The sequence below is a fragment of the Pseudomonas sp. 1912-s genome, assembly GCF_029269205.1.
Classification (GTDB): Bacteria; Pseudomonadota; Gammaproteobacteria; order Pseudomonadales; family Pseudomonadaceae; genus Aquipseudomonas.
Window position 1 is genome coordinate 47644 of record NZ_JARIXR010000027.1, and the last position, 18726, is coordinate 66369.

Below are 18726 nucleotides of genomic sequence, written 5' to 3' on the forward strand. Positions count from 1 at the left end.
TCAGTAAATCGTTGAGTGGTTGCTTCCACCGTCGACACTGCTAGCATCCGTGTTTCCAACCCCGCCGCTGCCGCCGCCCAGGCGCCAGCGCTGCACTGCCAAGGACCGCGATGCCACCTGCGCCACTGGATACCCGCTACCAGATCGAGACCCCGGAGGGCATCGACCTGCCCCTGCGCCCCGCCGGGCTGCTGGTACGCTCGCTGGCGTTTGCCTTCGACCTGGGGTTGCGCGGCCTGATTCTCGGCATCCTGTTCATCGCGCTGGCCTTTCTCGGCAACCTGGGCATTGGCCTGGGTTCGCTGCTGCTGTTCCTCGTCAGTTGGTGGTACATGGTGCTGTTCGAAGTGCTCAACCAGGGCTGCTCGCCCGGCAAGCAGATCATGGGCCTGCGGGTGGTGCAGGACGATGGCACGCCCATCGGCTGGTCCGCCTCGCTGGTCCGCAACCTGCTGCGCTTTGTCGACATGCTGCCCTTCGGCTACTTCCTCGGCGCCWTCAGTTGCCTGCAACACCCCCACTTCAAGCGCCTGGGCGACCTCGCAGCCGGGACCCTGGTGATCTACCGCGAACAAGCGCTTTCCCGTCCGCAAGTACCGCAAGCCCCGGCACTGCGCCTGCCGTTCGCCCTTGAACTGAGCGAGCAACGGGCCATTCTCGGCTTCGCCGAACGCCAGGGCGAACTGTCCACGGAACGGGTCAGCGAACTGGCTGCGATCCTGGCCACGCCCCTGCAAGTCTCCCCTGCCCGCGCCGTGGCGGAACTCAATGGCGTGGCCCGCGGATTGTTGGGGCCAGCATGAAGCAGAGTCTTTTCGAAAGCCGCCACCAGCCACAATGGCAAGCCTTTGCCACACAGCTGACACAGCTGGAAAAAGGCCAAGCCAGGCACACCGATTTCGCCGACTTCCCTCATCAATACCGGCAGCTGTGCCAGCACCTGGCCCTGGCACAGGAGCGCGGCTACAGCAGCTACCTGGTTGACCCGCTGCAGCAACTGGCCTTGCGTGGCCATCAACAGTTGTATCGACATCGCAGCCAACTGGGAGCAAACGTGCTGGGCTTCCTGCTGGCCGACTTCCCCAGGCTGGTTCGCGCGCAATGGCCATTTGTGCTGGCCGCCAGCCTGCTGTTCTTTGGCAGCCTGATCGGCATCGCCTTGCTGGTGTACCTGTTTCCGGACCTGATCTACAGCATCGTCAGCCCGCAACAAGTGGCCGAGATGCAGGGCATGTACGATCCCGATGCCAGCCGGTTGGGCCGGGCAGCCGAACGCGCCTCAAGCGAAGACTGGATGATGTTCGGCTACTACGTCATGCACAACATCGGTATCGCCTTCCAGACCTTTGCCGCCGGGCTGCTGTTCGGCCTGGGCAGCGTATTTTTCCTGTTCTTCAACGGCCTGATAATCGGTGCCGTTGCCGGGCACCTGACACAAATCGGCTATGGCCAGACCTTCTGGTCGTTTGTGATTGGCCATGGTGCCTTCGAACTCAGCGCCATTGCCCTGGCCGGCGCAGCAGGCCTGCAACTGGGCTGGGCATTGATTGCACCGAGGCAACTGACAAGAGGCGAATCCCTGCGACTGGCTGCGCGCAAAAGCGTGCAAATGATTTGTGGGGTGATGGTGTTTCTGCTGATCGCCGCGTTTATCGAAGCGTATTGGTCCTCAACCACTGCCGTGGCACCGTGGATCAAGTACCTGGTGGGCGCCGCGCTGTGGTTGCTGATGGCTGCCTACCTGCTGTTTGCCGGACGGAATCGCCATGCGCCTGAGTGACGCCAGCGTCGTGATCCGCCCGCGTACCTCGTGGGAAGCCATGGACCTCGGCATCCTGCTGGCCCGCGAACACCGACTGCTGCTGATGAGCAGTTGGGCCATCGTGACCTTGCCGGTCTTCGCCCTGTTCAGCGTGCTGCTGTGGAACCACCCCTCCACCGCGCTGTTGCTGTTCTGGTGGTTGAAACCCGCCTTCGACCGCCTGCCACTGTATATCCTGTCCAAGGCCCTGTTCGGCGAAACACCCAGCCTGAAGCAGGCTCTGCGCCAATGGCCGCGCCTGCTCAAGGGCCAATTGCTGGCCAGCCTGACCTGGCGGCGCTTCAGCCTGAGCCGCAGCTTCGAGATGCCGGTGGTCCAGCTCGAAGGCCTGCACGGCCAGGCGCGCCAACAACGTCTTGGAGTGCTGCAACAACGCAACGCGGGGGCCGCGCGCTGGTTGACCCTGATCGGGGTGCACCTGGAAATCGCCCTGTGGTTCGGGTTGATGGCCGCGTTCTATTTCTTCCTGCCGCAAGAGGTCGAGCGGGACTGGGATTGGCAACAGCTGGTGCTCACTGCGGGACACGACTGGCGGTGGCTGGAACACCTGACCAATGCCTTCTATGCCTTGATCCTGGTGTTCTGGGAACCCATCTATGTCGCCTGTGGCTTCAGCCTGTACCTGAACCGCCGCACCGTACTGGAAGCCTGGGATCTGGAACTGGTGTTCCGCCGATTGCGCCAGCGCCTGAGTGGTGTGGCGCCGGTTCTGTTGCTGATGATCGGGCTGATGCTGGTCCCGACGGCGCCACCGGTATGGGCGGTTGAGCCGGTCCCCCAAAAGCCCCTGAGTACGCAATCGGCCAATCAGTCGATCAAGGCGCTGCTGGAACAGCCACCGTTCAAAAACCCGGAAACCGTCACCCGCTATCGCTTCGGCGAGGATAAAGCCACAGACAAAAACAAAGCGGCAGGTGACGCCAAGCTGCCGGCCTGGCTGGAAGCATTCCTGAAAAACCTCAACAGCGATTCGTTCAAGCACATCGCGAAAGGGCTTGAGGTACTGCTCTGGGGATTGCTGGTGGGTGGGCTGGCCCTGGTGATCTGGCGTTATCGCGACTGGCTGCATGCGTTTGTCAGCCGTCGCAGACCGCACAAGCCCAAGGCTGCCAACCCAGCTCCCCCGCAATTGTTCGGCCTCGAACTGGGGGCCGACACGCTGCCGGAAGACATCGCCGGCACCGCCGAACAGCTCTGGGCAACCCAGCCCCGGGAAGCCCTCGGTTTGCTTTACCGTGGCTTGCTCAGCCGCCTGTTGCACGACTTCAACCTGCCGCTGAAAAGCGCCGACACCGAAGGTCAGGTCCTGGAGCGTATCCGCCAACTGCAACAACCGCAGTTGCTGGCATTCAGTGATGAGCTGACCCGCTACTGGCAAAACCTTGCCTATGGCCACCGCCTGCCGCCCGCACTGGCGCAACAACAGCTGTGCAGCAACTGGCGAGCCCTGTTCGGCTCCGGAGCGGCGCAATGAACCGGCCATTGCTGTGGGTGGGGCTGCTTGTGGCATGTCTGTTGGCCGCAGGCGGCTTATATGCCTGGCACAAGGCGATTCCCTACCAGGAGGTGGTCGATCGCGGCCCTTCGCCTGAAGCCCTCGCCAACCCCTACCTTGCGGCGGAACACTTTCTGCGCCAGCAAGGCCTGGTGGTGGAGCAGACCAACAGCCTGGAGCGGCTGCTGGCCAGCCTTTCGCCCGAAGGCAACAGCCTGTTGTTGCTGGGCGAACGCAGCAACATGAGCCCGCCGCAGGTGGATCAACTCCTGCAATGGACCCGGGCTGGCGGCCACCTTCTACTGGTAGCCGAAGCGTTGTGGGATGAGGACACCGGCAAAAGTGGTGACTTGCTGCTGGATCGCGTGCAGATACATCAATCCTTCAGTGAAGAATTCGACGCTCCAGCGCCCGCGCGTAAAAAGAAAGCGCCGGACCTGACCAAACTCTATGTGGACAACGAAACGGCGCCGGCCTATTTCAGCTTCGACACCGACTTCAATCTCACCGATCCCAGGCACCTGGCGCAATTCTCGGCGAACAGCGCCCGGTCGACGCACCTGATGCAGGTCAACCTCGGGCAAGGCCGCGTCACCGTGGTCACCGACAGCGACCTGTGGAAAAGCCCGGCCATTGGCCAACACGATAACGCCTGGCTGCTCTGGTACCTGAGCCAGGGCACTCAGGTTACGCTGCTGTTCAACACCGACGTCGAGGATCTGTTCAGCCTGTTGCTGCGCTACTTCCCCCAGGCCCTGGTGGCACTTGCCGCACTGATCGCCCTGGGGTTATGGCACGCCGGCATGCGCCAGGGCCCGATCCGGCCACCGGCCCCCAAGGCACGCCGGCAACTGCAGGAACACTTGAAAGCCAGTGCCGACTTCCTGCTGCGCCGCAGTGGGCAAAACAGCCTGTTACTTGCCTTGCAGCGCGACATCCAGCGCACAGCCCGGCGCCGTCATCCCGGGTTCGAACACCTCGACACCGCCGAACAATTGCAGGTCCTTGAACGCCTGACCCACCAACCCGCCCTCATCATCAGCCAGGCCCTCGGCCCACTCCCGGCGAAACGGCTTTCCAGCGCCGACTTCAGCCGCCAGGTGGCCTGCCTGCAAACCCTCAGGAATGCCCTATGAGCGAATTTCCAGCCGCTGACCCTATTCAGCGCGCCAGCCAACTGGCCCAGGCCTTGCGCGTCGAATTGCGCAAGGCAGTCATCGGCCAGGACCCGGTGATCGATGACGTGCTCACTGCGTTGATCGCAGGCGGCCATGTCCTGCTTGAGGGGGTGCCCGGGCTGGGCAAGACCTTGCTGGTACGTGCCCTGGCTCGTTGCTTTGGTGGCGAGTTCGCGCGCATCCAGTTCACACCGGACCTGATGCCCAGCGACGTGACCGGCCATGCCGTGTACGACCTGCATACCGAACAGTTCAAGCTGCGCAAGGGTCCGTTGTTTACCAATCTGCTATTGGCCGACGAGATCAACCGCGCCCCGGCAAAAACCCAGGCGGCGCTGCTGGAAGCCATGCAGGAACGCCAGGTGACCCTCGAAGGCGAGGCGCTGCCCATCGGCCAGCCGTTCATGGTGCTGGCCACCCAAAACCCCATCGAGCAGGAAGGCACTTATCCGTTGCCCGAAGCCGAGCTGGATCGCTTCATGCTCAAGGTGCGCATGGACTACCCCGAGGCGCAGCAGGAACTGGACATGGTGCGCGAAGTCACCCGCTCGTCCCGGGCCGACATGCTCGACGTCCAACCACTGCGCACGGTGCTGCACGCTGAAGACGTGCTGCTGTTGCAACAGATTGCCAGCGAACTGCCGCTGGATGAGCAGGTACTCGACTACGCCGTACGCCTGGCCCGTACCACCCGCAGTTGGCCAGGCCTGACCATCGGCGCCGGTCCCCGGGCCTCCATCGCCCTGGTGCGTGGCGCTCGGGCCCGGGCCCTGCTGCGCGGGGGCGACTTCGTGACCCCGGACGACATCAAGGGCTGCGCCCTGGCGGTGTTGCGCCACCGCGTGCGGATCGCGCCGGAGCTGGATATCGACGGGTTGGAAGTCGACCAGGTGCTCCGGCAACTGCTGGACCAAGTCCCGGCGCCACGGCAATGACACGCCCATGAGACCCGCCCGCCTGCTATTGATCTGGCTCAGTGTGCTGCTGGGCCTGGGCATCGTGCTCGGCGCCTTGGTGGCGCTGCAGTTCAAGGTACCCGGCACCCTGCACTCAGTGACCTGGGGCTTGCTGCTCGCCCTGTTGCTGCTGGCCTTGCTGGACGCCAGCCGCTTGCGCCGCCGGCCCTCCCCGCGCGTACGACGGCAGATGCCCGGCAGCCTCGCTTTGGGTCGCTGGGGAGATGTGCGGGTGACACTGGAACACGACTATCCACAGCCGCTGGTAGCCCGCGTATTCGATCATGTGCCTGACGGCTTGGCGGTGGAGAACCTTCCACAGTCCATCGAACTGCGACCCGGTGAGCGGAGTGAATTGGGTTACCGCCTGCGGCCACTGCGGCGCGGGCATTTCAGTTTTACCCGGTGTGAAATCCATCTTCCCAGCCCATTGGGGCTGTGGTCGGCACGGCGCCTGATAGATGTCAGCGATGCCACCCGCGTCTACCCGGACTTCGCGCGCCTGTACGGGGCTCAGTTGCTGGCGGTGGACAACTGGCTCAACCAGCTTGGCGTACGCCAGCGGCAACGACGCGGGCTGGGCCTGGAGTTTCATCAACTGCGCGAGTTTCGCGAGGGCGACAGCCTGCGCCAGATCGACTGGAAAGCCACCGCCCGGCAACGCACGCCGATCGCCCGGGAGTACCAGGATGAGCGCGACCAGCAAATCATGTTCATGCTCGATTGTGGCCGGCGCATGCGCAGCCAGGACGCCGAACTGTCGCACTTCGACCACGCCCTCAACGCCTGCCTGTTACTCAGCTATGTCGCCTTGCGCCAGGGGGATGCCGTAGGGCTTTGCACGTTTGCCAGCGACCAGCCGCGCTACCTCGCCCCGGTCAAGGGCAGTGGTCAGCTCAACCTGTTGCTGAATACGGTGTATGACCTCGACACTTCACGGCGTACGGCCGATTACCAGGCGGCCGCCAGCCAACTGCTGGCCCGGCAGAAACGCCGCTCGCTGGTGATCATCGTGACCAATCTGCGGGATGAGGAGGATGAAGAGTTGCTGGCCGCCGTCAAACGCATCAGCCGCCAGCACCGGGTGCTGGTCGCAAGCCTGCGGGAGGAGGTCCTTGACCAGTTGCGCCAGGCCCCCGTGCAAACCCTGTCCGAAGCCCTGGCCTATTGCGGCAACGTCGACTATCTCAATACCCGGGACGAACTCCACGACCGCTTGACCGCCCACGGCCTGTCGGTCCTGGACGCGCCGCCTTCGGAATTGGGAGCCGCTTTGGTGACCCGCTACCTGGGCTGGAAAAAAGCCGGAGCGTTATAACGACTGGCGCGCCGCCCAGCGAGCAGCACGCCGACAGAATCTAGGCAGAGGCCTGCAAAGGATCGAAGCTGAAGTAATTCAACAGTGCGCTGATCACCTCGCCATATTCGGCAGGCGCCCGGGACACACTGAACCCGGAGTCGTAATGCTGAGGGTTGATATCCTCATGGCACCACAGGCAGGTAGCCGTGAGGTCTACCGCATGCACCTCGCCCTCGGGGCCGGGAATCTTCAAGCGCAGTTCGAATTCCACGTCGATCATCATGGGCAATTGGCTGATCAGCATCAGCCCCTGCTCGGACACATTGCCCAGATAACCAATGGGCTTGTCCGTCAGGCGATTGAACACTTGCAGGAAGCAGGGTAACTGATGCCGCTCGATCCGTCGGTGAGTAAACATGATGAGGTCGCCATCCAATGGCCATGAATTTGGCCGCTCCAGTGATTCGGAACGAGCCCGACAGGCCCGCTCTCCCCGGATATCGGTGCGACAACAGCCAGTGCCTTGTCACTTTACAGCTGCCAAATCCGGGCATTCCATCCGTTCGAATAGAAACCTATACAAACCGACATTCAAAGATTAGCCCAAGACTGGCAACGAGCCAGCTATAGCATGACAAATATCATCACAATGACGCCGGACGCGGCTGGGCAACGCTCGCGCCGGGGTAATGCCCCAGTTGTTGCAGGGTATCCAAACGGGCACGCGCGCGGAATGCGTACTCGCTCGCCGGGTACTGGCTGATGATGAACTGATAGGTTTGCGCCGCATCGACGAACAGTTTCTCGCGCTCCAGGCACTGCCCGCGCAGCATCGAGACCTCCGGTTGCACGTAGCGCCGGGAACGGCTTTCACGGTCGACCTGGGACAACTCAAGGGTGACCCGCTGGCAATCGCCTACGCCGTAAGCGCGGTACGCATTGTTCAAATGATGGTCCATCGACCAACGGGTGCAGCCGACAACACTGACGGCCAGGGCAGCAATGATCACGATTCGCATGGGGGGTTCTCCTGTCTTGTGCAGTGTATCGACCCTTCATCGAAAATCTTCAAGGTTGTTCATCTGTTCATGCAGAGTGAAAACAAGCGAATCATCGATAAGTAGTGCAAACGAACAATGACTACAACCAAAGAGCATAGTAGCCTTCCCCAGCGCTTGAACTCAGGAGTCCGTGCATGTCCGTCCGTCGTACCAAAATCGTCGCCACCCTTGGCCCGGCCAGTAACTCGCCGGAAGTCCTCGAACAGCTGATTCTGGCTGGCCTGGACGTTGCCCGTCTGAACTTCTCCCACGGCACCCCGGACGAGCACAAGGCTCGCGCCAAGCTGGTGCGTGACCTGGCCGCCAAGCATGGCCGCTTCGTTGCACTGTTGGGTGACCTGCAAGGCCCGAAAATTCGTATCGCCAAATTCGCCAACAAGCGGATCGAGCTGAAGATCGGTGACAAGTTCACCTTCTCCACCAGCCACCCGCTGACCGAAGGCACCCAGGACGTAGTGGGTATCGACTACCCGGACCTGGTGAAAGACTGCGGCGTCGGCGACGAACTGCTGCTGGACGACGGTCGCGTGGTCATGCGCGTCGACACCGCAACGCCAACTGAACTGAACTGCACCGTGATCATCGGCGGCCCGCTGTCCGATCACAAAGGCATCAACCGTCGCGGCGGTGGCCTCACAGCTCCAGCCCTGACTGAAAAAGACAAGGCCGACATCAAGCTCGCCGCCGAAATGGAAGTGGATTACCTCGCGGTATCCTTCCCGCGCGACGCTGCCGACATGGAATACGCCCGTAAACTGCGCGACGAAGCCGGCGGTACCGCCTGGCTGGTGGCGAAGATCGAACGCGCCGAAGCCGTGGCCGATGACGAAACCCTCGACGGCCTGATCAAGGCTTCCGACGCCGTCATGGTTGCCCGCGGTGACCTGGGCGTGGAAATCGGCGACGCCGAGCTGATCGGCATCCAGAAGAAAATCATCCTGCACGCACGTCGCCACAACAAAGCGGTGATCGTTGCGACCCAGATGATGGAGTCGATGATCCAGAACCCGATGCCGACCCGTGCCGAAGTGTCCGACGTGGCCAACGCCGTGCTCGACTACACCGACGCCGTGATGCTCTCGGCTGAAAGTGCGGCTGGCCCGTACCCGCTGGAAGCCGTACAGGCCATGGCGCGCATCTGCGTCGGCGCTGAAAAGCACCCGACCAGCAAGACCTCCAGCCACCGTATCGGCAAGGTCTTCGAAAGCTGCGACCAGAGCATCGCCCTGGCCGCCATGTACACCGCCAACCACTTCCCGGGCGTGAAAGCGATCATCGCCCTGACCGAAAGTGGCTACACGCCGTTGATCATGTCGCGCATCCGTTCTTCGGTGCCGATCTACGCGTTCTCCCCGCACCGCGAAACCCAGGCCCGCGCGGCCATGTTCCGTGGCGTCTACACCGTACCGTTCGACCCGGCTTCGTTGCCGCCTGAGCAAGTCAGCCAGGCCGCGATCGACGAGTTGCTCAAGCGCGGCGTTGTGGAGAAAGGCGACTGGGTCATCCTGACCAAGGGCGACAGCTACCACACCATCGGCGGCACCAACGGCATGAAGATCCTGCACGTTGGCGACCCAATGGTCTGAGTGACACGCTGAAAAACAAAAGCCCCGCCATGTGAATGGCGGGGCTTTTTGCATTTCAGATCGGGATATTCCATTGGCTATCAGGGCCTCATCGCAGGCAAGCCAGCTCCCACAGTTGACCGAGTTGACTTGCAGAAACGCGATTAACTGTGGGAGCTGGCTTGCCTGCGATGGCGCCCGTTCCCACAACACTTCTTCATCGCCTGGCGATAAACCCCGACAACGCGGCAATCGCCTCCGGCGACTTCAACCGCTGGGTAAACAACGCCCCCTCATCTTCGATCACCTTGCGCAACTGTTCGCGATCGACGCTTTTCATCAGGTGCTTGCTGACTTGCACCGCGCCCGGCGCAAGGACTTCGAACCGGCCGGCGACTTCCCGCGCCTTGGCCAATGCCGCCTCACCACTGCCCAACGCTTCGGTCGCAATGCCCCAGATAGCCGCCTGCTCACCGCTGAATCCTTCACCCAACAGCAACAACTCCGCCGCCTTGGCATGCCCCAACAAACGCGGCAGGATCAAACTGGAACCAAACTCCGGGCACAGCCCCAGGTTGACGAACGGCATGCGCAACCGCGCATCCCGGCTGACATACACCAGGTCACAATGCAGCAGCAGCGTTGTACCAATCCCCACCGCCACACCCGCCACCGCGGCAATCACCGGCTTTCGGCAATTGAGCAAACTGCGCATGAAGTGAAACACCGGGCTGTCGAGATCCGCCGGCGGTTGTTCAAGGAAGTCGCCAATATCATTACCGGCAGTGAAGCACTCGCTGCTGCCCTGGATCAGTACCGCATTGACGCCGGTATCGGCATCGGCCTGCTCCAGCGCCTTGGCCAGTTGGCTGTACATGGCGCGGGTCAGGGCGTTTTTCTTATCCGGGCGGTTGAGCTGCAGGATCAGCAACCCGCGTTCGCGTTGCTGCAGGATGGCATCGGTCATGGCAAATCTCGCGGCTGGAAAATTCAGCGCTCAACCACGGGGCAGGAACACATCGGCCAGCAGTTGATTGCGCGGCAGTCCGGCCAGGAACAGGCGCTTGGAGAAGGCCTCGACACTGGCAGGGTGCCCGCAGAGTAAGGCCAGAGTTTGCCGGGAAACAAGCCGCAGTTGCGCCAAAGCCTCGGTTGCCTCAGCCGCTGTCCATCGCTCAACCGTCACGTTCGGGTGCGCCGCAGCCAGTTGCGCCAAAGGCTCGGCCAGATAATGACCGTCTGCATCATGGGCCAGGTGAATGACCCGGATGGCGCCTTGGTGATCCTGACGCAGGGCCTCGCGCAACACGCCCCACAGCGGCCCAAGGCCAGTGCCCGAAGCCAGCAGCCACAGCGGCCGGGATTGCCAGTCGGGGTCGTACTGCAACGCGCCGCCCCGCAGTTCGCCCAGGCGCAGGCTGTCACCGGCCTTGAATTGGCGGGCGGCGTCACTGAATTCACCCGGCAGCCGGCAATCGATATGAAACTCGAGGAACGGGTCTTCCTGGGGCAGGCTGGCCAGGGAATACGGCCGCGCAACGCTGCCCGCCCACAGCACCAGATGTTGCCCCGCCCGGTAGCGCAAGCCGCGCTCGGGTTGCAGCCGCAGGCGCAATACGCTCGGGTTCAACCAATCAACGCTCAGCACCGTCGCCGGCAACCCGTCACGCAACGGGTCAAAGGTCTCGACCCGCACGTCAGCCGTGACCTGGCACTGGCAGGCCAGGCGCCAGCCGTCCTGGCGTTGTGCCGGGCTCAGGGCATCCGGCTGGTTGTCCTGGATATCTCCCTGGCAACGCACCAGGCAGGCGTGGCAGCTACCGGCACGGCAGCTGTAGGGCACGGCCACCCCCGCCTGGTTCAGGGCATCCAGCAGGTTGCTGCCGGTGGCTACCGACCAGTGGCGTTCGCCGACGTGAAGTTCAGGCATCAAGGGTCTCGGATCAAAAAGGCGTCTACAGGGAATCACGCCCGGTAGAGTTTGACCATAGTCGGGTGTATCGGCCACCGTGGCGGGTTATACTGCCGCGCCTTTTTAGCGTCGCGCCTGCACCACTTTGGCGTGCCTTGGAAAGGTGGCTTCAGCCGACCGATGCAACACTGACGCCACCTTTATTGAATGTTCCCTTATAGAGGAGCGCGACTCATGACCGTGATCAAGCAAGACGACCTGATTCAGAGCGTTGCCGACGCCCTGCAATTCATTTCCTACTACCATCCCGTTGACTTCATCCAGGCGATGCACGAAGCCTACCTGCGCGAAGAATCGCCAGCGGCCCGTGACTCCATGGCACAGATCCTGATCAACTCGCGCATGTGTGCCACCGGCCACCGCCCGATCTGCCAGGACACCGGGATTGTCACCGTATTCGTACGTGTAGGCATGGACGTGCGCTGGGATGGCGCCACCATGAGCCTGGACGACATGATCAACCAAGGCGTGCGCCAGGCTTACAACCTGCCGGAAAACGTCCTGCGGGCTTCGATCCTCGCCGACCCGGCCGGTGCGCGTAAAAACACCAAGGACAACACCCCTGCGGTGATCCACTACTCCATCGTCCCGGGTAACACCGTGGAAGTGGACGTGGCCGCCAAGGGCGGTGGTTCCGAGAACAAGTCGAAAATGGCCATGCTGAACCCGTCCGACTCGATCGTCGACTGGGTGCTCAAGACCGTTCCGACCATGGGCGCCGGCTGGTGCCCACCGGGCATGCTCGGCATCGGCATCGGCGGCACCGCCGAGAAAGCTGCGGTGATGGCCAAGGAAGTGTTGATGGAATCCATCGACATCCACGAGCTGAAAAAGCGCGGCCCGTCCAACCGTATCGAAGAGATGCGCCTGGAGCTGTTCGAGAAGGTCAACCAACTGGGCATCGGCGCCCAGGGCCTGGGTGGCTTGACCACCGTGCTCGACGTAAAAATCATGGACTACCCGACCCACGCCGCTTCGCTGCCGGTGTGCATGATCCCCAACTGCGCCGCCACCCGTCACGCGCACTTCGTGCTCGACGGTTCGGGCCCGGCGTCGCTGGAAGCGCCACCGCTGGACGCCTACCCGGAAATCGTCTGGGAAGCCGGCCCGTCGGCCCGTCGCGTCAACCTCGACACCCTGACCCCGGAGGACGTGCAGAGCTGGAAGCCGGGCGAAACCGTGTTGCTCAACGGCAAGATGCTCACCGGTCGCGACGCCGCGCACAAGCGCATGGTCGAGATGCTGAACAAGGGTGAAACCCTGCCGGTGGACCTCAAGGGTCGCTTCATCTACTACGTCGGCCCGGTTGATCCGGTGCGCGAAGAAGTGGTTGGGCCTGCCGGTCCGACCACCGCCACGCGGATGGACAAGTTCACCCGCCAGATCCTCGAGCAAACCGGCCTGCTGGGCATGATCGGCAAATCCGAGCGCGGCCCGACCGCCATCGAAGCGATCAAGGACCACAAGGCGGTTTACCTGATGGCCGTCGGCGGCGCGGCTTACCTGGTGGCCCAGGCCATCAAGAAATCCCGCGTGGTGGCATTCGCCGAACTGGGCATGGAAGCGATCTACGAGTTCGACGTGAAAGACATGCCGGTCACCGTTGCCGTTGATAGCAAGGGTGAGTCGGTACACATCACCGGTCCTGCCATCTGGCAGAAAAAGATCAGTGAAAGCCTGGCGGTAGAAGTGCAGTAAGCAATTCCCCTGCGGGATAAATGACCTTGTGGCGAGGGGGCTTGTCCCCCGTTGGGCTGCGCAGCGGCCCCGAAAAGAGCGGGAGTGCTGCGCACTCCAACGGGGGACAAGCCCCCTCGCCACAGGACAATCCCTCCCATCGCAACAAGCCATGCGCCTCATGCTATGGTGCTCGCCCCCAATTGCACTGTTCATCTTCGTATGATCGCGATTCCCCGCCCGTTGCGTTTGACCTTCTACTCCCTGCTGATCATTGCCGGTGCGATGCTGGCTGCCGCCCTGGCCACCCGCCACGCCGAACGCCTGGCCCTGGTGGACGACGCCGCCCGCGCCAATCAGCAGCTCATGCTTTATGGCAACTCCCTGCACACCCTGATCGAACGCTACCGCGCCCTGCCCGCCGTGCTGGCCCTCGACTCGGAAATGATCAGCGCCTTGAAAGGCCCGCTGGACGCCGCCACCCAGGATTTGCTCAACCGCAAACTGGAACGCATCAACGGTGCTGCCCAGTCTTCCACCCTGGAACTGATGGACCGCAACGGCCTGGCCGTGGCCGCCAGCAACTGGAACCTGCCCAGCAGTTACGTCGGGCACAACTACGCGTTTCGTCCCTACTTCAGCCAGACCCTGAGCCAGGGCACCGGGCGTTTCTACGCGGTGGGCGTGACCACCGGGATTCCCGGGTATTTCCTCTCCAGCGCGGTAGTGGGCGAGAACGAGCAGTTCCTCGGTGCCATGGTGGTCAAGCTGGAATTCCCGGAACTGGAGCGCGAGTGGGCCCAGGGCAATGACCTGCTGCTGGTCAGCGATGCCCGCGGCATTGTATTTATCGCCAACCAGCCGGGCTGGCGCTACCGCGCGTTGCGCCCGCTCTCAGACAGCGACCACGCCGAACTCAAGGCCACGCGCCAATACGACAAGAAACAGCTGCTGCCGCTGGACACCGAAGCCTTGCAGCGCTTTGACGAAAACAGCCACCTGATGCGCGTCGACGGCCCCGACGGCAAGGCCAATTACATTTGGGAATCCCTGCCGCTGAAGGCCGAAGGCTGGACCTTGCACCTGCTGCGCAAGCCACAGGTTGCCTTTGAAGACCAACGCAACGCCGGCCTCGCCGCTGCCGGATCATGGCTGGCGCTGGTGTTCCTGGTGCTGTTCCTGACCCAGCGCTGGCGCCTGGCCCGCCTGCGTCAGCGCAGCCGCGAAGAACTTGAACAGTTGGTGGAAGAGCGCACCCGCGCCCTGCGTACGGCGCAGGATGGTTTGGTGCAATCCGCCAAGCTGGCAGCGCTGGGGCAGATGTCTGCCGCCCTCGCCCACGAAATCAACCAGCCGCTGACCGCCCAGCGCATGCAGTTGGCGACCCTGCGGCTGCTGCTGGACCACGGCCGGGTGGACGACGCCTACCAGGCCCTGACCCCGCTGGACGACATGCTCACCCGCATGGCCGCCCTCACCGGCCACCTCAAGACCTTCGCCCGCAAGAGCCCCAGCGGCCTGCGCGAACGCCTCGACCTGGCCACGGTGGTGGACCAGTCCCTGCACTTGCTCGACGCCCGCCTGCGGGACGAAGCCATCGGCACCGTGCTGGACCTGACGCGCCCGGCCTGGGTACGTGGCGACGCAATTCGCCTGGAACAGGTGCTGATCAACCTGCTGCGCAACGCCCTCGACGCCATGGCCGACAAGCCGCGCAAGCGCCTGGAAATCCGCCTGCACGCCGACCAGCAACTGTGGTGCTTGACCGTCAGCGACAGCGGTGGCGGAATTGCCGAAGAGCACCTCAACAGCGTGTTCGACCCGTTCTTCACCACCAAACCGGTGGGCGACGGGCTCGGCCTGGGGCTCGCCGTGTCGTACGCTATCGTCCACGAACTCGGCGGCCGCCTGAGCGCCGGCAATCAAGGTGACGGGGCGATCTTTACCCTGACCTTGCCCATCGCCCTGGAGACGCCAGACCTATGTTGAATGCGGTGATTGTGGTCGACGACGAAGCCAGTATCCGCACGGCCGTCGAGCAGTGGCTCAGCCTGTCGGGTTTTGACGTGCAGTTGTTCAGCCGGGCCGAGGAATGCCTGGCGCAATTGCCCAGGGATTTTCCCGGGGTGATCCTGAGCGACGTGCGCATGCCCGGCCTCAGCGGTCTGGAGTTGCTGGCCGAAGTGCAGCGGCGCGACGCCGACCTGCCGGTGATTCTGCTCACCGGCCACGGCGATGTGCCGATGGCCGTCGAAGCCATGCGCGATGGCGCCTACGACTTCCTCGAAAAACCCTTCAGCCCCGAAGCCCTGCTCAGCAGCCTGCGCCGGGCGCTCGACAAACGCGGGCTGGTGCTGGAGAACCGCCGCCTGCATCAACAGGCCGATCACCGGGCCCAACTGGAATCCAGCCTGCTGGGGGTGTCCCGGGGTTTGCAGAACCTGCGCCGGCAAGTGCTGGACCTGGCAGGTCTTCCGGTCAATGTGCTGATTCGCGGCGAAACCGGCAGCGGCAAGGAACTGGTCGCCCGTTGCCTGCATGATTTCGGCCCCCGTGCGAAGAAGCCGTTTGTGGCGCTGAACTGCGCAGCGATTCCCGAGCAACTGTTTGAAGCCGAGCTGTTCGGCCATGAAAGTGGCGCGTTCACCGGCGCCCAGGGCAAGCGTATCGGCAAGCTGGAATACGCCGACGGCGGCACGCTGTTTCTCGATGAAATTGAAAGCATGCCCTTGGCCCAACAGGTGAAATTGCTGCGGGTGTTGCAGGAGCAAAAACTGGAGCGGCTCGGCTCCAATCAAAGCATCAAGGTGGACTTGCGGATCATCGCCGCCACCAAGCCGGACCTGCTGGACGAAGCCCGCGCCGGGCGTTTTCGCGAGGATTTGGCCTATCGCCTGACCGTCGCGCAACTGCGCCTGCCACCGCTGCGCGAGCGCCGGGAAGACATTCCGCTGCTGTTCGAGCACTTTGCACAAAGCGCCGCCGAACGCCTGGGCCGCAGCTTTGCCCCGTTGAGCGGGCCAGCGCTGGGCCGCCTGCTCAGCCATGACTGGCCGGGTAACGTGCGGGAACTGGCCAACGTCGCTGAACGCCAGGTATTGGGGCTGGGTGAACCGGAGCCGGAAGGCATCGAAGCCGGGCAATCGTTGGCGGCGCAGCAGGAAGCGTTTGAAGCCCATTGCCTGAAAGCCGCACTGACCCGGCACAAAGGCGATATCAAGGCGGTGCTGGCCGAGCTGCAACTGCCCCGGCGCACCTTCAATGAAAAAATGCAGCGCCATGGCCTGGCGCGGGACACGTTCCTCAAAGACGAATGAGCGGATTTCCGCTCATCACCCTCCAATCATCAGCGACTTTCCGCTCAAAAAAATCTGCAAACCCTTCTAGACCGGGCCTTCACCTGTTTGGCACAGCTCCTGCTATAGCCCGACCAGGCTGCGCTACCGCGCGCTCCACAAAAACAATTAGATGAAGGATCCTTAAATGGATAACTCCAACTCCCTGCCTCTGGGGTCGGCGGCTGCGCCGGCAAAAGAACGCACGACCTCCAGCCGTATCAGGTCGATCTTCAGCGGGTCGGTCGGCAACATGGTCGAGTGGTACGACTGGTACGTCTACGCGGCCTTCTCGCTGTACTTCGCCAAGACCTTTTTCCCGAAAGGCGACACCACCGCACAACTCTTGAACACCGCCGCGATCTTCGCCGTGGGCTTCCTGATGCGCCCGATCGGTGGCTGGCTGATGGGCCTGTACGCCGACAAGGTCGGGCGTAAAAAGGCCTTGATGGCGTCGGTATACCTGATGTGCTTCGGCTCATTGCTGATTGCCCTGAGCCCCGGCTATGAAGCCATCGGCATTGGCGCACCGATCCTGCTGGTGTTCGCGCGTTTGCTGCAAGGCCTGTCGGTCGGTGGCGAATACGGCACCTCCGCCACCTACCTCAGCGAGATGGCGACCAAGGAACGTCGTGGTTTCTACTCCAGCTTCCAGTACGTGACCCTGATCTCTGGCCAGCTCATCGCCCTGGCGGTATTGATCGTACTGCAACAATTGCTGACCACCGAGCAACTGTACGACTGGGGCTGGCGTATCCCGTTCGCCATCGGCGCGTTATGTGCGGTAGTGGCGCTGTACCTGCGTCGCGGCATGGAAGAAACCGAGTCGTTCACCAAGAAAGAAAAGGCCAAGGAAAGCGCAATGCGCACCTTGATGCGCCACCCCAAGGAACTGATGACCGTGGTCGGCCTGACCATGGGCGGCACCCTGGCGTTCTACACCTACACCACCTACATGCAGAAATACCTGGTGAACACGGTCGGCATGAGCATCTCCGACTCCACCACCATTTCGGCGGCCACGCTGTTCCTGTTCATGTGCCTGCAACCCATCATCGGCGGGCTGTCGGACAAGGTTGGCCGTCGGCCGATCCTGATCGCCTTCGGCGTCCTCGGCACGCTGTTCACGGTGCCTATCCTCACCACCCTGCACACCATCCAGACCTGGTGGGGCGCGTTCTTCCTGATCATGGCGGCGCTGATCATCGTCAGCGGCTACACCTCGATCAACGCGGTGGTTAAGGCTGAGCTGTTCCCGACCGAAATCCGTGCCCTGGGTGTGGGTCTGCCCTATGCACTGACCGTGTCGATCTTCGGCGGCACCGCTGAATACATCGCGCTGTGGTTCAAGAGCATTGGCATGGAGACCGGCTACTACTGGTACGTCACCGCGTGTATCGCCGTGTCGCTGTTGGTGTACGTGACCATGAAGGACACCCGCAAGCATTCGCGGATCACCACGGACTAAGGGTTCGCCAGGTGTAAAAAAGGGGCCATGTCATTGACTGACATGGCCCCTTTTTCATTGGCTTCAGGACAGCTCGGCCACCGCCTGGCGCCCATACCGGCGCTGGGCATACGCCGCCCCGGCAATCATCACCACCAGCACCGCCGCCAATACCGCCGACGAGCCGATGGTGCCAAAGTCCAACCCGCCCTTTTCATGAGGTTTGGTCAGGAAGTCACCCAGGGTTGCGCCGAACGGCCGCGTCAGCACAAACGCGACCCAGAACAGCAGCACCGACGAAATCCGCGTGAAGTATTTAAGCAACACCACCACCGCGATACTCGCGCCGATCAGCAAGGCGCCACCGGCAAACCCCAGCCCGGAATCATCCGCCAGGAAATCCCCCAGCGCCGTGCCCAGGGTGTTGGAAAACAGAATCGCCATCCAGTAGAACAGCTCACCGCGAAAGGTCTGGACCTTGTTCACGTTCAGCGAGTCGCCGCTGATACGCCACAGGGCAAAGATCGCCACCAGGATCGACACCAGAATCATCGAGCCCGTGGCATAACCCAGCTCCAGCGTGCGGTCCATGAAGTCGGACATGGTAGTGCCGGCAGTGCTGGTGGACAGGATCACGATCCAGTACAGCACCGGGTTGTAGGTTTTCGACCAGAGTTGCGTCACCAGGGTGACCAGGAACACGCTGATCAGGATCATCGAGCTGATGGCGTAACCGACATTCAAGGTCATCGACAGCAAGTCCCCGGCGGTTTCGCCCAGGGTCGTGGCGCAGATTTTCATGACCCAGAACGCCAGGGTGATCTGAGGAAGTTTGTTCATTGTGCAGAAGGCTCCAAAGGCTCAGTCGTTCAAACGGTCGACTTATCGGGGGTGTCGACCTGGCGCGCAGACTGAACC

16 protein-coding genes are annotated in these 18726 nt (G+C 62.6%); 11 read left to right on the plus strand and 5 right to left on the minus strand.

Going from position 1 to position 18726, the window contains the following annotated elements; all coding sequences use genetic code 11:
* Positions 1 to 110: 110 nt before the first annotated feature.
* From P3C29_RS26475 to P3C29_RS26500, 6 genes are read left to right on the plus strand one after another with little or no spacing between them, the layout of a single operon-like run.
* Positions 111 to 803, plus strand: a complete 693-nt coding sequence (locus P3C29_RS26475; RefSeq protein ID WP_275965835.1) for an RDD family protein — start codon at positions 111 to 113, stop codon at positions 801 to 803.
* The gene (locus tag P3C29_RS26480; protein WP_275965836.1) at positions 800 to 1780 is read left to right on the plus strand and encodes a stage II sporulation protein M; all 981 of its coding nucleotides are present in this window, start codon (positions 800 to 802) and stop codon (positions 1778 to 1780) included. The genes P3C29_RS26475 and P3C29_RS26480 overlap by 4 nt, the downstream gene beginning before the upstream one ends.
* A complete protein-coding gene (locus tag P3C29_RS26485; RefSeq protein WP_275965837.1) occupies positions 1767 to 3296 on the plus strand; it encodes a DUF4129 domain-containing protein in 1530 nt (509 codons plus the stop codon). Before P3C29_RS26480 ends, P3C29_RS26485 begins: the two co-directional genes overlap by 14 nt.
* Positions 3293 to 4453 carry a DUF4350 domain-containing protein gene (locus P3C29_RS26490; protein WP_275965838.1) on the plus strand — a complete coding sequence of 387 codons (1161 nt, stop codon included), beginning with the start codon at positions 3293 to 3295 and terminating at the stop codon, positions 4451 to 4453. Before P3C29_RS26485 ends, P3C29_RS26490 begins: the two co-directional genes overlap by 4 nt.
* Positions 4450 to 5430, plus strand: a complete 981-nt coding sequence (locus P3C29_RS26495; protein ID WP_275965839.1) for a MoxR family ATPase — start codon at positions 4450 to 4452, stop codon at positions 5428 to 5430. Before P3C29_RS26490 ends, P3C29_RS26495 begins: the two co-directional genes overlap by 4 nt.
* Positions 5431 to 5437: 7 nt before the next feature.
* Positions 5438 to 6769 (plus strand): DUF58 domain-containing protein, encoded by a 1332-nt coding sequence (locus tag P3C29_RS26500; RefSeq protein ID WP_275965840.1) that lies wholly within the window; start codon positions 5438 to 5440, stop codon positions 6767 to 6769.
* 40 nt (positions 6770 to 6809) lie between these two features.
* Here the strand turns inward: P3C29_RS26500 and P3C29_RS26505 are convergent, their stop codons facing one another.
* Together P3C29_RS26505 and P3C29_RS26510 are read right to left on the minus strand one after the other, a co-directional pair.
* A complete protein-coding gene (locus P3C29_RS26505) occupies positions 6810 to 7169 on the minus strand; it encodes a PilZ domain-containing protein (protein WP_010169981.1) in 360 nt (119 codons plus the stop codon).
* Between the two features lie 226 nt (positions 7170 to 7395).
* On the minus strand, positions 7396 to 7770 hold the full coding sequence (locus tag P3C29_RS26510) for a hypothetical protein (protein ID WP_003214151.1): 375 nt from the start codon (positions 7768 to 7770) through the stop codon (positions 7396 to 7398).
* Positions 7771 to 7946: 176 nt separating this feature from the next.
* Between P3C29_RS26510 and pyk the strand changes: the two genes are divergently transcribed.
* Positions 7947 to 9398 carry a pyruvate kinase gene (gene pyk, locus P3C29_RS26515; protein WP_010169982.1) on the plus strand — a complete coding sequence of 484 codons (1452 nt, stop codon included), beginning with the start codon at positions 7947 to 7949 and terminating at the stop codon, positions 9396 to 9398.
* Between the two features lie 196 nt (positions 9399 to 9594).
* Here the strand turns inward: pyk and P3C29_RS26520 are convergent, their stop codons facing one another.
* Both P3C29_RS26520 and P3C29_RS26525 read right to left on the minus strand, forming a co-directional pair.
* A complete protein-coding gene (locus P3C29_RS26520; RefSeq protein ID WP_275965841.1) occupies positions 9595 to 10344 on the minus strand; it encodes an enoyl-CoA hydratase-related protein in 750 nt (249 codons plus the stop codon).
* Positions 10345 to 10374: 30 nt separating this feature from the next.
* Entirely contained in the window at positions 10375 to 11307 is a 933-nt protein-coding gene (locus tag P3C29_RS26525; protein ID WP_201125198.1) for an iron-sulfur-binding ferredoxin reductase, read from the minus strand.
* A 216-nt stretch (positions 11308 to 11523) separates the two neighbouring features.
* Between P3C29_RS26525 and P3C29_RS26530 the strand changes: the two genes are divergently transcribed.
* The 4 genes from P3C29_RS26530 to P3C29_RS26545 all read left to right on the plus strand — a co-directional run bounded on the left by P3C29_RS26530 (position 11524) and on the right by P3C29_RS26545 (position 17829).
* Positions 11524 to 13047, plus strand: coding sequence for a fumarate hydratase (locus tag P3C29_RS26530; protein WP_003214142.1), 1524 nt, complete (start codon positions 11524 to 11526; stop codon positions 13045 to 13047).
* A gap of 201 nt (positions 13048 to 13248) precedes the next feature.
* Positions 13249 to 15015 carry an ATP-binding protein gene (locus P3C29_RS26535; RefSeq protein WP_169386147.1) on the plus strand — a complete coding sequence of 589 codons (1767 nt, stop codon included), beginning with the start codon at positions 13249 to 13251 and terminating at the stop codon, positions 15013 to 15015.
* A complete protein-coding gene (locus P3C29_RS26540) occupies positions 15009 to 16343 on the plus strand; it encodes a sigma-54 dependent transcriptional regulator (protein WP_201125199.1) in 1335 nt (444 codons plus the stop codon). Before P3C29_RS26535 ends, P3C29_RS26540 begins: the two co-directional genes overlap by 7 nt.
* Positions 16344 to 16509: 166 nt before the next feature.
* Positions 16510 to 17829 carry an MFS transporter gene (locus tag P3C29_RS26545; RefSeq protein ID WP_010169987.1) on the plus strand — a complete coding sequence of 440 codons (1320 nt, stop codon included), beginning with the start codon at positions 16510 to 16512 and terminating at the stop codon, positions 17827 to 17829.
* A gap of 63 nt (positions 17830 to 17892) precedes the next feature.
* On the opposite strand, the gene P3C29_RS26550 is transcribed toward P3C29_RS26545, so the two are convergent.
* On the minus strand, positions 17893 to 18648 hold the full coding sequence (locus P3C29_RS26550) for a hypothetical protein (RefSeq protein ID WP_275965842.1): 756 nt from the start codon (positions 18646 to 18648) through the stop codon (positions 17893 to 17895).
* Positions 18649 to 18726 lie beyond the last annotated feature (78 nt).